The 13951-nt window shown below is 45.0% G+C and carries 13 protein-coding genes and 2 pseudogenes; 11 read left to right on the top strand and 4 right to left on the bottom strand.

Going from position 1 to position 13951, the window contains the following annotated elements; translation table 11 throughout:
* Positions 1 to 2: 2 nt before the first annotated feature.
* From WH46_RS18335 to WH46_RS18310, 6 genes are all read left to right on the top strand, one after another.
* A complete protein-coding gene (locus tag WH46_RS18335; protein ID WP_046227845.1) occupies positions 3 to 515 on the top strand; it encodes a GNAT family N-acetyltransferase in 513 nt (170 codons plus the stop codon).
* A gap of 27 nt (positions 516 to 542) precedes the next feature.
* The gene (locus WH46_RS18330; protein WP_046227844.1) at positions 543 to 1241 is read left to right on the top strand and encodes a response regulator transcription factor; all 699 of its coding nucleotides are present in this window, start codon (positions 543 to 545) and stop codon (positions 1239 to 1241) included.
* Positions 1238 to 2701: a sensor histidine kinase gene (locus WH46_RS18325; RefSeq protein WP_046227843.1), complete on the top strand. Its 1464-nt coding sequence runs from the start codon at positions 1238 to 1240 to the stop codon at positions 2699 to 2701. Before WH46_RS18330 ends, WH46_RS18325 begins: the two co-directional genes overlap by 4 nt.
* 122 nt (positions 2702 to 2823) lie before the next feature.
* Positions 2824 to 3549 (top strand): PepSY domain-containing protein, encoded by a 726-nt coding sequence (locus tag WH46_RS23540; RefSeq protein ID WP_052714296.1) that lies wholly within the window; start codon positions 2824 to 2826, stop codon positions 3547 to 3549.
* Between the two features lie 136 nt (positions 3550 to 3685).
* Positions 3686 to 4276, top strand: a complete 591-nt coding sequence (locus WH46_RS18315; protein WP_052714295.1) for a PepSY domain-containing protein — start codon at positions 3686 to 3688, stop codon at positions 4274 to 4276.
* A 297-nt stretch (positions 4277 to 4573) separates the two neighbouring features.
* Complete coding sequence (locus WH46_RS18310; protein ID WP_052714294.1) at positions 4574 to 5320, top strand: DUF7638 domain-containing protein; 747 nt, start codon at positions 4574 to 4576, stop codon at positions 5318 to 5320.
* Positions 5321 to 5428: 108 nt separating this feature from the next.
* Here the strand turns inward: WH46_RS18310 and WH46_RS18305 are convergent, their stop codons facing one another.
* On the bottom strand, positions 5429 to 5611 hold the full coding sequence (locus tag WH46_RS18305) for a hypothetical protein (RefSeq protein ID WP_017815772.1): 183 nt from the start codon (positions 5609 to 5611) through the stop codon (positions 5429 to 5431).
* 358 nt (positions 5612 to 5969) lie between these two features.
* Positions 5970 to 7008, bottom strand: a pseudogene (locus tag WH46_RS18300) (LacI family DNA-binding transcriptional regulator).
* A 650-nt stretch (positions 7009 to 7658) separates the two neighbouring features.
* Here WH46_RS18300 and WH46_RS18295 point away from each other — a divergent pair.
* The 5 genes and pseudogenes from WH46_RS18295 (at position 7659) to WH46_RS24560 (ending at position 11941) form a co-directional block, all read left to right on the top strand.
* The gene (locus WH46_RS18295) at positions 7659 to 8948 is read left to right on the top strand and encodes a sugar ABC transporter substrate-binding protein (protein ID WP_046227842.1); all 1290 of its coding nucleotides are present in this window, start codon (positions 7659 to 7661) and stop codon (positions 8946 to 8948) included.
* A 2-nt stretch (positions 8949 to 8950) separates the two neighbouring features.
* Positions 8951 to 10300: a carbohydrate ABC transporter permease gene (locus WH46_RS18290; RefSeq protein ID WP_197088289.1), complete on the top strand. Its 1350-nt coding sequence runs from the start codon at positions 8951 to 8953 to the stop codon at positions 10298 to 10300.
* Positions 10297 to 11139: a sugar ABC transporter permease gene (locus WH46_RS18285; protein WP_017815768.1), complete on the top strand. Its 843-nt coding sequence runs from the start codon at positions 10297 to 10299 to the stop codon at positions 11137 to 11139. Before WH46_RS18290 ends, WH46_RS18285 begins: the two co-directional genes overlap by 4 nt.
* A 211-nt stretch (positions 11140 to 11350) precedes the next feature.
* Positions 11351 to 11452 (top strand): annotated as a pseudogene (locus WH46_RS24565) (YHYH domain-containing protein); the annotation flags it as partial.
* Between the two features lie 120 nt (positions 11453 to 11572).
* Complete coding sequence (locus WH46_RS24560) at positions 11573 to 11941, top strand: stalk domain-containing protein (protein ID WP_331458240.1); 369 nt, start codon at positions 11573 to 11575, stop codon at positions 11939 to 11941.
* A 260-nt stretch (positions 11942 to 12201) separates the two neighbouring features.
* On the opposite strand, the gene clpP is transcribed toward WH46_RS24560, so the two are convergent.
* Together clpP and WH46_RS23535 are read right to left on the bottom strand one after the other, a co-directional pair.
* Positions 12202 to 12783: an ATP-dependent Clp endopeptidase proteolytic subunit ClpP gene (gene clpP, locus WH46_RS18275; protein ID WP_046227840.1), complete on the bottom strand. Its 582-nt coding sequence runs from the start codon at positions 12781 to 12783 to the stop codon at positions 12202 to 12204.
* Positions 12784 to 12801: 18 nt separating this feature from the next.
* Positions 12802 to 13794, bottom strand: a complete 993-nt coding sequence (locus tag WH46_RS23535; RefSeq protein WP_052714293.1) for an RNA polymerase sigma factor — start codon at positions 13792 to 13794, stop codon at positions 12802 to 12804.
* Positions 13795 to 13951: the final 157 nt, after the last annotated feature.

The following is a 13951-nucleotide window of genomic DNA, read 5'->3' as shown; positions in this document are numbered from 1 at the left end:
TCATGACAATGACTATCCAGTTTGAGCCGGTGCAGGAGCAGCATTTGCCGGCTGTTTTATCTATTTATAATTATTATGTGTTGAATACAACCATATCTTTTCATACCGAACCGCTAACGTTGGAGCAGATGCGTGCACAGCTGATAAATGTCCCTTCCCATTACAAATCCTATATTATCCGCAATGAAGAATCATTCGCAGAGATTGCAGGTTATATACTCTTGACCCCGCATAAAAGCAAGCAGGCCTATGATACGACAGCGGAAGTAACCATCTATCTTCATCCGGATCAGACAGGTAAGGGTCTGGGCAGTCAAGCACTGCATTTTTTGGAAAAAGTCGCTGCTGAAAGTGGATTCCATGTACTGGTTGCTACCGTATGTACAGAAAATGTGAACAGTATTCGTTTGTTCGAGCGTAACGGGTATGAGAAGTGTGCCCATTTCCGTCAGATTGGGCGCAAATTTGATCGCTGGCTTGATATTGCCAGCTACCAGAAAATCATGAAAGAATAAAAGGGTAGACGATAGAGGAGGCTTCATATGTCAGGCATTTTAATCGTGGAAGACGAACATAAAATATCCAGGCTGCTGCAGATTGAACTGGAAGCAGAAGGGTATGAAGTATCCCAGGCTTATAATGGTGCCCAAGCCTGGGATATGTACCAGGAAGACAGTTGGGATCTAGTTCTGCTGGATGTGATGCTGCCGGAGATGAGTGGAATCGAGATCCTGCGTCGTATTCGTACTAGTGATCCGGCGACGATGGTCATTTTATTGACAGCCAAGGATTCTGTGGAAGACAAAGTATCCGGACTTGATCTGGGAGCCAATGATTATGTGACCAAGCCTTTTCAGATTGAAGAGCTGCTGGCACGTGTTCGGGCTGCACTGCGCCTGCGTGAACAACAGCAAGCAGCGGCAGTGACGGAAAATGATGGATGGCTTGCTGCGGGAGAACTTCGCTTGAATGAAGGCACCCGTGAAGTAGAGCGGGCTGGTCATTCGATCGAACTCACCCCAAGGGAGTTTGACCTGCTGGCTTATTTGCTGCGCAATCAGCGTCAGGTGCTAAACCGGGATCAGATTCTGGCTGGAGTCTGGGGCTATGATTACTATGGGGACACCAATGTAGTGGATGTATACATACGCTATGTACGCAAAAAGGTAGACGAGGGATACGACCGTGAACTGATTCATACCGTTCGCGGTGTCGGGTATGTACTCCGGGATAACGGATGAAGCTGCGTACCAAGATCCATCTGTATTCATCTGTACTGTTTGCCCTGTTATTTCTAACTACGAATCTGATTGTCTATATTGTATTCAGCACCATGACACTCCAGCAGCAGCAGAGCCGTGTAGAGTCACAGACGAACAAGACTGCGGATAACATGCGCCAGTCATCGGTAGATACGCCAGCTGCCGATCTGCTGCGGGCTTATGTTCCGATAGAAGGAATGATTCGAATGGTCCGTGAGACAGGCAGTAATACACTGCTTGTGACTTCAGCAGATCAGCAGCAGCTGGCTCAGCGTCCTGTAAAATATATGGAAGAACGTACAGCAGAGATTATCACCTATGAGCAGCAGCGTTATGTATTTGTGTCTGTACCTGTTATCTGGAACGATGGACAGGTCGTAGATATTCAGATCACTGAGAGTCTGCGCCAGACTGAGGAATACCTGCGCGCCCTGCGAATCGTACTGCTAATCGTCACAGGGCTGGCGATGATTCCGGTATTTCTGTCGGGTCATGTACTCGGCCGGATTATTATTCGTCCGATTGCTGCCATTACCGCTACGATGCGTGATATTCGTCGAAGCGGTCAGTTTCAGCGATTAACGATGCCACCAGCATCCAGTGATGAGCTCTACGAGATGAGCGCAACGTTCAATAGCATGATGGATCTGCTGGAAAGCAACTATGACAAGCAAAAGCAGTTTGTCTCTAACGCCTCACACGAGCTGCGTACGCCGCTGACCATTATCGAGAGTTATGCAAGTCTGCTCAAACGCCGCGGTAGGGATCGTCCTGATCTATTTGAAGAATCGGTAGAAGCAATCCATTCCGAAGCTATCCGTATGAAGGAGATGACCGAACAGCTGTTGATGCTGGCAAGACATGAGGAACAGTGGAATTTAACACTGGAGCCTGTTAACCTGCTGGAACAGGCACAGCAGCTGGTCAGAGAGTTTGATACGGCTTATCATCGCCGGATCGAGATGCGGCTAGATCCAGAGCTGGAGAAGCAGCCAGAACTTCTCGTAATACAGACCGATGCAGGCAAGCTGCGTCAGATGATGTTTATTTTGCTGGATAACGCACGCAAATATAGCAGTGACGATATAATTATTGAATTGACAGTGGAACATTTACTACCTCCGTCAGGATCTGCAGGCAAAACTCAGAATACAGCAGCGATCCCGTCCAATCGATGTATCAAAATTATTGATCACGGAATTGGTATACCGGCAGCAGATCTGGATAAAGTGTTCGACCGATTTTATCGGGTGGATGAAGCAAGGGTTCGCCAGGATACCGGTGGTTCTGGACTTGGTCTGACACTGGCTCGCCGAATCGCAGAAGCTCTAGGTGCTTCGATACGTCTAGAGAGCACTGCCGGACAAGGTACAAGTGCTATTCTTTCTTTGCCGGAAACTTCTGCTCCCCTGCCTTCTTTCTCAGCGAATTCTAATTGAGCCCTCGTATACTGGAATAAAGTAGATACGATTGTGTCTGCCATGGATTCATAGTGGTCATGCCACAGTGATGTTCCGAATCCATGAAATCGTAGAGCCATATAAAAGGGGGAGGAACAGATATGATTAAACGTCGCTGGTGGCTTACAGGAGGTGTGGCAGCATGCGTTATTATATTGTGTGTAGGTGTTCTGATCTGGAGAACATGGCTTCAGACTTCACCGACGCTTACTGTAGAAGAAGTGAATCAGCGTGTACTGGCAGAATATCCGGGAGAGATTACCCGTTTGATTCAGCAGGGAGATACGTATAATATCCGGTTGCAGTCGAAGCAGGGCATCTATGATATGGTACTGGGTGCACAAAATGGGGATATTCAGTCGATCAAACGTATAGAAGACACAGCAGCAAGTAGCAGTTCCAAAGATAATCATCCGTCCAAAACCACGATTACAGACAATAGTCCGTCTTCCTCGTCGCCGAATACGGAGTCTTCTGTCCAACAACAGAACCCATCCGCTTCATCATCAGCTGGTGTATCTGGCAATCCATCATCAGCAAAACAATCGACTCCAACCAATGAACCGCAAAATGATAAATCATCCGGATCTCCAACCGTATCTCCATCAGGTGTGATTAGTGCAGAAAAGGCAGAACGAATCGCACTTCAACAGGTAAATGGAACAGTTGATGATACCGAATATGAACATGGCGATAAGCAGGGCCAGCGTTATTATCTGGTAGAAATTGATACAGCCGATGATCGTGAAGCGACGGTGCAGATCAATGCTATTTCTGGTGAAGTCATGTCTGTCACCTGGGATGATGCCGACGAATCGGAGTCCTAATTTCATCTTGTTCATGCATCCTGCCTGCAAGGGCTTCTCATCAAATTCTAATCTTGCTGTAATCTTCGTCTCATTCGGGGACTTTATAGTATAAGCATACCCGATAAACAGCACAGCATATGAGGAGGAGTTACTTATGATGAACAAAAAAGTTGGAATTAGTGTACTTACAGCAGCTATTACTCTGGGAACAGCGGGCAGCGTCTTCGCAGCTACAAGCGGGAGCACAGCAACCAGCCAGAGCAATCTGAACAATGTCATCGGTATTCAAAAAGCAGAAGCCATTGCTCTGCAAAAAGTATCCGGTGGTACAGTAGAAAGTATCGAACTGGATCGTGAACGAGGCCAACTCTACTATGAAGTGGATGTGGATCGTCCGCAGGCAGCTGATGTAGATGTGCATATCAACGCATTGAACGGTAAAGTTATTCGTACCGTTACCGATGATAATGACGATAACGAAGCGACCAACCGTGACCAGCAAAACGTAAATACGGCCAATCTGAAAGTGAAAACCAATGAACAGGCTGCACAAATTGCCAAAGCCCAGGTGAGCGGTACCGTTACTGGTATTGAACGTGATGAAGAAGATGGCCGGATTCAATATGAAGTGGATCTGCGTATTACAGGTGGCGAAGCTACTGTAGAGATTGATGCAGCTACCGGCAAAGTCACCACAGTCGATAAAGACTTTGATAATGACGATGATGATAACGACAACGATTAATACCAATTGGAATAAAGTAAGAAGAGAAAGTGCTTATGCAGTGATTCATATCTGCTGAACAGACAGAGACCGGCTGAAAATGGTAGAATACTATCATTTTTGACCGGTCTTTTTGCTGCTTTCTCCTCTGTCTCTGAGGGGGTTGGCAGGCTATAATCAATTCCACCATTTGAATCTTCATCCACATTATGTGAAAATATATGATTAAGAAGGTAAGAAATTAATTAATAAATAGATAAAGCAATATCAAAAAAAAGAGAAAAGCTGCAGTACGTACCAAAAGGAGAGGAAAAAATCATGCATAAAATTAGCAGACAAAAAACAATTGAAGGCACTACGGTTCCTGGTTTTATCAGTAATGGGGAATACATGTATATCAATGTGCATATTTTTGAAGATGGTATGGTTAACTGCTGGGAATTAGTCGATATGCAGGGATTATCACAGAAAATAGAGTTGGGTTGGCTGACAGCTTCCGTACCGGAACGCGAATCGATTATGGTATTTGATCTGGGAAGCTTTCGTGTATTGCAGGGGAAATGGAATTATGATCAAGAAGGTTACTATGAACGCATTGTGAATGTATTGCACGATTTGAACCCTTCTATGACCAACATTTACAAAATGACACTGGAAGAGAAAATGAAAATGGAACAGCGCCGAATTATCCCATTGGCTGAACCGCAAGACTTTTATATACCGTCCGAGGATGAGTACACACCTGTGCATGGCGATGGCAGTTTTATCTTTATGCGTCGCGAACAGAAGAATTACCTGGTTTATTTGACAGTTTATCAGGATGGACGAATCAAATGTGAAAGTACTGTGTTTGAGGAGACTTTTCATATTCATGAGCTGCATGATTTATTTATGGAAGGAGTATTTTTTACGGAGATTCATACACCGCTGCGTGTTGTGTTTGATCATCTGGGTGAAGCAGATATCATAAGTCATGGATATTCGGTCAATATTGAGCAGAAGTATGACCAGCTGCAGGCTATTTATAGACGTTTAAATGAGAAAAAAACAGACAGCAGGAATTAGACGCGTTATCGGGCCTTATCCAAAATTAAAATATATAGATGTCTAGTGTCCCTCTACGGCAAATACCCCCATCTGCAGTGCAGATGAGGGAATAGTACGAGATTCAAATTATTTCAGTGAATGATGTTCAAGCAAATCGTGACGATTGCGCAGTTCCAGATGGAAGCGGATGCTTTCCAAGAGCCGCGGGTTATGTTCCTGCTCGGCTTCTTCCATACGTACTTCTTTGATAGAATCGGAACTGCATAGAAATTGGGTCATCCACAGGGATAGATCAGTATCCTTTTTCATGATGTAACCCTCCTCAATATAGAGTATAAGCATTAACCAGACCTTTTGATCAATAATAAACGAAAATGATAACTGCAGATTCGGCTAAGCCTGCTTGCCTGATCTGTATACCTATTGTATCGTCCTTTGTTTAATAAAATGTGATGTTCACCTTAAAATTACATTAAATTCAGAAAATTATACATACGCTTAAGAGAAAGAGCGTACAGGCAAAATAGCTTAATCCACAATATAATAAAAAAAGCCGTGTCTCCTACACTGTCCATAAGCTGGATAAGGTAGGGAACATGGCTTGTTTGTGTACTTATAGTACGTTTGATGCATCAAAATTATAGGGAACGCTGGCAAGTAAACCGAATTAATCGCGCGGAGGCGAGAACATGGAAGATTGACGCAGAATCAGACGATGCGGCACAATATGACGTTGATGAGCTGGTTTATCGGGATCCTTGTCCTGGATAGCCTGAATGAGCGCCTGCGAAGCACTGTATCCCAGATGATAAATACCGATATCCACACTGCTCAGTGGAGGCGTAGATAGCTCGGACAGTGCGATATTGTTGAAGCTGACGATTGCGATATCTTCGGGGGACGCGGTAACCGAGTTCATGCAGACCGCGCAGAATGCCAAAGCTGACAATATCATCGACAACAACGAGTGCAGTCGGACGTTCCGGCAGATTCATGAAAAAGGACATCGCCCGATATCCGCTTTCCTGCAGGAACTCACCCTCGACGATCCAATCCTTGTGAAATTCGAGGTTGGCTTCCTGAAGCGCCATTTTGAAACCCTGCATCCGGTCGAGTGATACGACCAGCTCCGGCGGGCCACTGACAAAGCCAATACGCTGATGACCCATCTGAATCAGGTGTCGGGTAGCATCGGCAGCAGCCTGTACATTGTCTGTATCAACGGAAATAATATTATGATGCTGCTCACTGCGTCCAACGAGAACAGCAGGGAATTGATTGCGGCTCAGAAACTCAACAACCGGATCATTTTTGCGGGAGTAGAGCAGGATTGCTCCATCAATCCGTCCACCGTACACCAGACGCGACACTGCCTCGACTTCTTCCTGCTCACTGGAGCCGGAACTCAGGACCACATCATAGCCGCTGCGATTGGCTTGAGCGACAATACCGCGGATCAGTTCCATGAAAAAGGTGTTCAGGAATAATTCTTCTGCAGGCTTGGGCAGAATAACACCCAGACTGTGGGTTGTTTTGGATACGAGGCTTTTGGCCATAATATTGGGGTGATAGCCCATTTCCAGCATAATGGCTTTAACTTTTTCGGAAGTGGCATGGCTGATTCGCGGATGATTCGATAGTACGCGCGAAACGGTGGAAGGAGATACGCCCGCCTTTTTGGCGACATCTTTGATCGTAACTGACATATGTACCTCCAGGATTAAAATTTATGATCAGACAGAATCAATCTGCCCAACAAAGCAAATAATAAGCAATACCCTTAACTTCAGCGGCAAGCACGCCGTACTGGTCAGGAGAATGAATCCGCCAAGCGGAAATACAGAAGTAAATAAGCATGAATCAATAGAATAGATTTCGTCTAACCGATGTGTATCTATGGTAATCGAAATCGCGTCATCATGTAAACTGTAAAATTAACAGAGCAGGCAGTAGTTGTAAAATTCCAATAAAATGCATGAGAAGAAGAAATATTAAGCATACTCTATATAATGTATCATAAATGGCTGAAAATAGCCTAAAATCATCTGTGCAAACGTTTTAACTAATAAAAGATTTGAGTTATGATGAATTTGCTTAATAAAGCGCTTTCTAAAAGCAATATGTAGTAAATTACAGATTGCAGTACATAGATACAGCTGAATAAGGGGAGAAACGCTGTAACTTGAACAAACGTTTGCACATACATAGTATTATTATGCACACCGGCAGGCACTTTCCTGGGCTGTAGCCAGACAGGCAGCCAAACGGAACCGTATTATTATTTGCATAATCCTCTTATGAACAGTGCATCAGAAAGCGCTCACAAGCTAATACGGAGCGGAAGGATGAAGAAGATATGTCACGTAAACGGAACTGGGGAATATTAAGCTCTATTCTGATCATGATGCTGCTGGTATCGGCATGTGGAGGACCAAGTGGTACAGGAGCAGGACAGACAGCTGATCCTGCCGCTGGCGCTGGAGAAGAAATGCAGGAGATGAAACCCGAAGATGGTGCCAAGCTGACAGTATGGGATAGTGGAGACCAGAAAGCATTTATCGAAGAAGCAGCCAAAGCATTCAAAGAAAAATATAATGTTGATGTTACTTTTGCCGAGTTGGGACCGGATAAATCGATGGTACAGATGGTCACAGACGGCCCGGCAGGCGTAGGCGCTGACGTATTTGCAGGTGTACATGACCAGATTGGTCAGGGTGTATCTGCAGGTGTACTGATGCCAAATGACTGGTTTGAGGAAGATACACGCGGTCGCAACAGCGAGCTGGCAGTGAAGGCGCTGACCTACGAGAATATCTTGTATGGATATCCCAAATCCGTAGAAACTACAGCTGTTTTTTACAATAAGGATCTGATCAAGGAAGTACCGCAGGATTGGAAAGGTGTAGTAGATTTTGCTAATACATTCAATGATACCAAGGCCAACAAGTTCGCGATTATGTGGGAAGTCGGTAATGGCTACTACGTATTCCCGTTCCTGGGTGGATATGGTGCCTACCTGTTCGGTAAAGAAGGTACGGATGCAACAGATATTGGTATGAACAATGAGCAGGCGGTAGAGGGTGCCAAATTCATCCAAAGCCTGAATAAAATTCTGCCGCTCAAAACATCCGATATTAATGCAGATATCAAGAAATCCCTGTTCACTTCCAACAAGCTGGCTATGAATATCAGCGGACCGTGGGATACAGGTTCACTGAAAGAATCGGTGAAAAACCTGGGTGTAGGTATGTATCCTAATCTGCCTAATGGCAAGCCAATGACGCCATTCTCGGGTGTCAAAGCCTACTTTGTTAATGCATATACCAAATATCCAAATGCATCCAAAATGTTCGCAGACTTTATTACTTCGGAAGAATGGCAAGTCAAGAACTTTGAAATGAACGGTGCACTTCCAGCGAATACCAAAGCTGCTGCGAGCGAAACGGTACAGAGCGATCCGATTGCATCTGTATTCCTGAAGCAGTTCGATAATTCCGTTCCGATGCCATCGATTCCTGCTACTGCTCAATTCTGGTCACCGATGGAAGCAGCGATGTCCTCGATCTGGAATGATAACAAAGATCCAAAAGCAGCGCTGGATAATATGGTTAAGCAAATGAAGAGTAATATCCAGACAGGGCAATAAGAATGAATAAAGCTATCGCCGATCATAATCGAGCTGCAGGTATGGGAAATGCCGGCATAGCGGCTCTGTTGTCCGCTATATTCATGGGTCTGGGTCAGATGTACAATCGCCAATGGGCGAAAGGCATTATCTTTTTACTTGCCGAGCTGGTTAGTCTGTATCTGATTGTTACCAGTCTGGCGTATAACCTATGGGGGCTGATCACACTGGGTGAACAGCCTGCCCATATGGAGAAAATAGGACGCTTATACCGCAATGTTCCTGGGGATCATTCGATTTTTATGATGATTTATGGTCTGGTGGCACTGCTGTATATTGGACTATTGGTATGTTTTTATATTGCGAATATCAAGGATGCTTACCGGATTGGTAAACGCCGTGAACGCGGAGAAAAGGTCAATACGTTCCGTGAAACCTGGCGTCTGCTTGGTAATCAGGGATTCCCGTATGTGCTACTGACACTGCCTGCAATTGGTGTACTCGTATTTACGATTCTGCCAATTATCTTTATGGTGTTGATGGCATTTACCAACTATTCGGCGCCGGATCATATCCCGCCGAAAAGTCTGGTCGATTGGGTGGGACTGCGTACCTTTACGAATCTGGTCACGCTGGACGCCTGGAGCCATACGTTCGTAGGGGTATTTACCTGGACGATTATCTGGGCAGTTGTAGCGACCGTAACCACTTACTTTGGCGGGATTCTGGTGGCGCTGCTTATTGAACAGCGCGGTATCAAATTCAAGGGATTCTGGCGTACGTTGTTTATTCTGCCTTATGCAATCCCGCAGTTTATTTCACTGCTGGTTATGCGCAATTTGCTCAATTACCAATTTGGACCGGTGAATCAATATTTGCGCCTGATGGGATTTGGCGGCGTACCGTGGCTAAATGATCCGTTCTGGGCCAAAGTAACCGTTATTATGGTCAATATGTGGATCGGTATTCCGGTATCGATGATTCTGGTACTGGGTGTACTGACTGCTATTCCGCGCGATCTGTATGAAGCAGCAGAAGTGGATGGAGCGACTGGCTTCCAGAAATTCCGCAATATTACGATGCCGTTTGTCCTGTTCCAGACTGCACCTATTCTGATTATGCAGTTTGCCGGGAATATTAATAACTTTAACGTGATCTTCCTGCTCACCAATGGTCTTCCGGCCAATGGCGATTATGCGTATGCAGGCAGTACAGATCTGCTCGTTACCTGGCTGTATAAGCTGACGCTTGATAATCAGCGTTATAACTTTGCCTCGGCCATCGGAATTATTATTTTCATTATTATTGCGGCATTCTCTCTGTATAATTACCGACGAAGCCGTTCCTTCAAAGAGGAGGATATGATCCAATGAAGCAAAAAAGACGCCTCAATCTGGTGCTCAGTTACGTCATGCTTGTACTGATTGCGCTCGTATGTATCTATCCGGCCCTGTGGATTATTTTATCCTCCTTTAAAGTAGGGGATTCGTTGTACAGTGAGACGCTGATTCCGACACAGTTGACACTGGAGCATTATAAGGATCTATTCCGTTCACAGTCAGACAAAGATCTTCCTTATCTGCAATGGTACTGGAACACGCTCAAAATCGCTGTAACCAGTATGGTACTAGGGACGCTGCTGCAGGTGCTGACAGCTTATGCCATGTCCCGTTTCCGCTTCAAAGGCAGACAAACGATGATGTCGGTTATTCTGATTCTGGGTATGTTCCCGGGCTTTATGAGCATGATCGCTGTCTATGTTATTTTGCTGCAGATGAATCTGCTCAATTCGCCTTGGGCACTTATACTGGTGTATACATCCGGAGCAGCGCTGGGAATGTTCGTAGCCAAAGGGTTCTTTGATACGATTCCACGGGCACTTGAGGAATCCGCTCTGCTGGATGGGGCAAGCCATTCACAGATTTTCAGGCTGATTATTCTGCCACTGTCGACACCGATTATGACGTATATCGCGATTACGACTTTTACCGCTGCCTGGGTTGATTTTATTTTCGCCCGGTTGATCCTGCGTTCCCGTGAGAACTGGACGCTGGCGGTAGGATTGTATGAGCTGGTCAGTAGTTACTCCAGCACAGAGTTCACATTGTTTGCAGCTGGTTCGGTATTGGTTGCCCTGCCAATCACACTGCTGTACATGTTCCTGCAGCGCTTCCTGGTGCATGGACTGACAGCGGGTGCAACGAAGGGGTAATAATAAAAGGCAAATCGAAATCAGTAAAGTATAATCAAACGAAGTTATCAGAGACCTGTATATACAGGTCTCTTTTTTGCTGTCGAGGCACTCTTTTAATACATTATTAATTATATAATGAAAATAATGGAATATTAGGTAAGTTGCTGATATGATGATATACAAACTATGTAAAGGAGGTTTTTATCATAATTAAATCATTAATATCTGTATGCATAATTATTTTTTTCTGTCTGTCAGCTTGACAGTTTCTGCTCATCCCGGTCGTACTGATTCAAATGGAGGACATTATTGTCGTACAAACTGTGCCAAGTGGGGACTAGCCAATGGAGAATATCACTATCATAATGGAGGTTCGACAAGCTCTGAGAGCTCTACATCGTCTGATCATTCTTCGGGCAATACATATAGAGCCCCTGCAGTTCAACCCACTGTGCCCCAATATCAGGTCTCCAGTCTAAAAGTGTATGTAAATGGAACAAGAGTACAATTTGCCAGCGATCCTGTACTATACAAAGATTCTAACCTGGTACCGTTAAGAGAAATCGCAGAAGCGCTTGGCGCAAAATTAACATTTAACGCAGATGCTGGAGCAATAGGGGTTAGTAAAGATAAATATAAAATGACGCTGACGATAGGCAGTAAAACGATATATTATAACGGTAAAAAAACTAAGATTGATATTGCTCCAGTAGTTATTGAAGGAGTAACCTATGTGCCGGCGCAGGTATTTGCCAGAGGTCTTGGCGCAAGCATTGCATATAATGCGAGCACAGAAACTTTAAAAGTAACGACAAAATAGTCTGTTTTGCACAATAGGTATATGACTAGTAATCTGTATTTTGTAAATCAATGTTGCTATGGCTGGGAGATCAGAATTGTTTTATTAATGTGTAACAGGACAAACGAATACAATGCAAAAACCAGAAGAACCCTCAAAGGACTCTTCTGGTTTTTTGATTTTGTTTTTTGTAGTTTATATTGAAAGGCATAGAGAGCATACTATTTCTGAATTTCTGGATGTTTGAATAGCCAAGCCAGTTATCTTCGTCTATTATACGCTTATAAACGCGTTACAATCTGATCGACGAGACCATATTCCAGTGCTTCGTCAGCGGTGAAAAAGAAATCGCGATCTGTATCCTTTTCAATACGTTCAAGCGGTTGACCGGTATGGTCAGCGAGCAGCTGATTCAGCTTGTGACGGCTGCGGATCAGGCGATCGGCATAAATAAGCACATCGGATGCCTGACCATTCGCTCCACCAAGAGGCTGATGGATCATTACTTCGCTATTTGGCAGTGCCATTCGTTTGCCAGGAGTGCCGCCAACCAGTAGAATAGTGCCAAAGCTCGCAGCCATACCGGTACAAATCGTGGATATATCCGGCTTCACAAATTGCATTGTATCAAAAATAGCAAAACCTGCACTAATAGAACCACCCGGACAATTGATATACATATGAATATCCTTGTCTGCGTCTTCAGCAGTCAGATGAAGCAGCTGGGCCACAATAACGTTGGCCATATGATCTTCAATTTCGCCGGAGACCATAATAATCCGGTCTTTGAGCAGACGGGAATAAATATCATAACTGCGTTCGCCACGGTCGGTTTGTTCAACAACATAGGGAATAGGTACCATTGGAATCATCTCCTGAAATCAGGCAGACATCAGCATCCGGCTTCCGCTGCCGGTAAGCCTGTAGTATGACGTAGGCGGTACAGCTGTTGTCTGCCGCAATGTACAGCGAGCCTGCCGGATAACCTGTGGAGCAATCGCGATTGGATCTACAGCCGGATCGAGCAGCAGACGAACCATATCCTCCGCCTGACCATTACGAAAAGCAGCCAGGTAGCTGCGCAGCAGTGCCTGATCCTGTTCATCAGGCAGCGGCAGGGCAATATGATCATCTGCTTGTATTCGATCCTGCAGCGATCTTACAACGGCACGTGCACGATGAAGTGCCGCTTTGATTGCGCCTTCGGTAGTATCCAGAATACGGGCAGTCTCAGCAGCCGGGTAACCAAACAAATCGCGGAGTACAAAAACGGCATGCTGCCATGAAGACAACTGATGCAGCAGCAAGGCTGCCGCCCATTCAGATTCCAGACGCTGATAGCCTGAATCAGTATTGGAATCCGTTTGATCAGCCTGCAGTAGAATCTGCTTGTGCTGCAGGTTGGTGCGTCTTCGCACAATATCAATCCATAGATTACGTGCAGCACGCACTATATAAGCTTCAGGCTTAAGGTTAGTATTCTGGAACGCATTAGGTTCTGTGAGCATTGGCATTACTTTTAGACAAGTTTCCTGCATCAGATCTTCTGCATCCCAGCTGGAATGAGTAAGATGCAGGCAATATTTGTACAGGCTATGCAGCAGCGGCTGCAGTTCAAGGTTGTCGGAATTGACAAAGGGAGTGACAGATTCATCAATAGATGTAGGCTGCATTACCGATGCTGTTGTTTCATAGGTTGTGTTACTATGAGCCAAAGACATTTTGCGTACAGGGCTTTCTGTCGCCGATTGTATGGAAATGCTGGCTGATCCCTGATCATAAATTTCATTGAACGGAATTTCATCGGAATAACAGGAACGCTGCGAATTGGAATTGCTATTTACTGTATGAGCTGTGGAGTATACAAAGGCCATAATGGGGGCCCTCCTTTGTTTGTTCCAAGTAGAATAAGTGTAATTGTCCGGCAGTCCGGTACCGGAAAATATGCACAACGTTGTGTTCAGTAGATCACTGTGCAGAGCAGGCAAAAGAATTTTCTGTAATGACCTTCAGTTGTAAAAAAGTACAATT

It is taken from the genome of Paenibacillus dauci, from assembly GCF_000971985.1.
Lineage (GTDB): Bacteria > Bacillota > Bacilli > Paenibacillales > Paenibacillaceae > Saccharibacillus > Saccharibacillus dauci.
The sequence above is the reverse complement of the archived record's forward strand: the minus strand, read 5'-3'. Positions and strand labels throughout refer to the sequence as shown.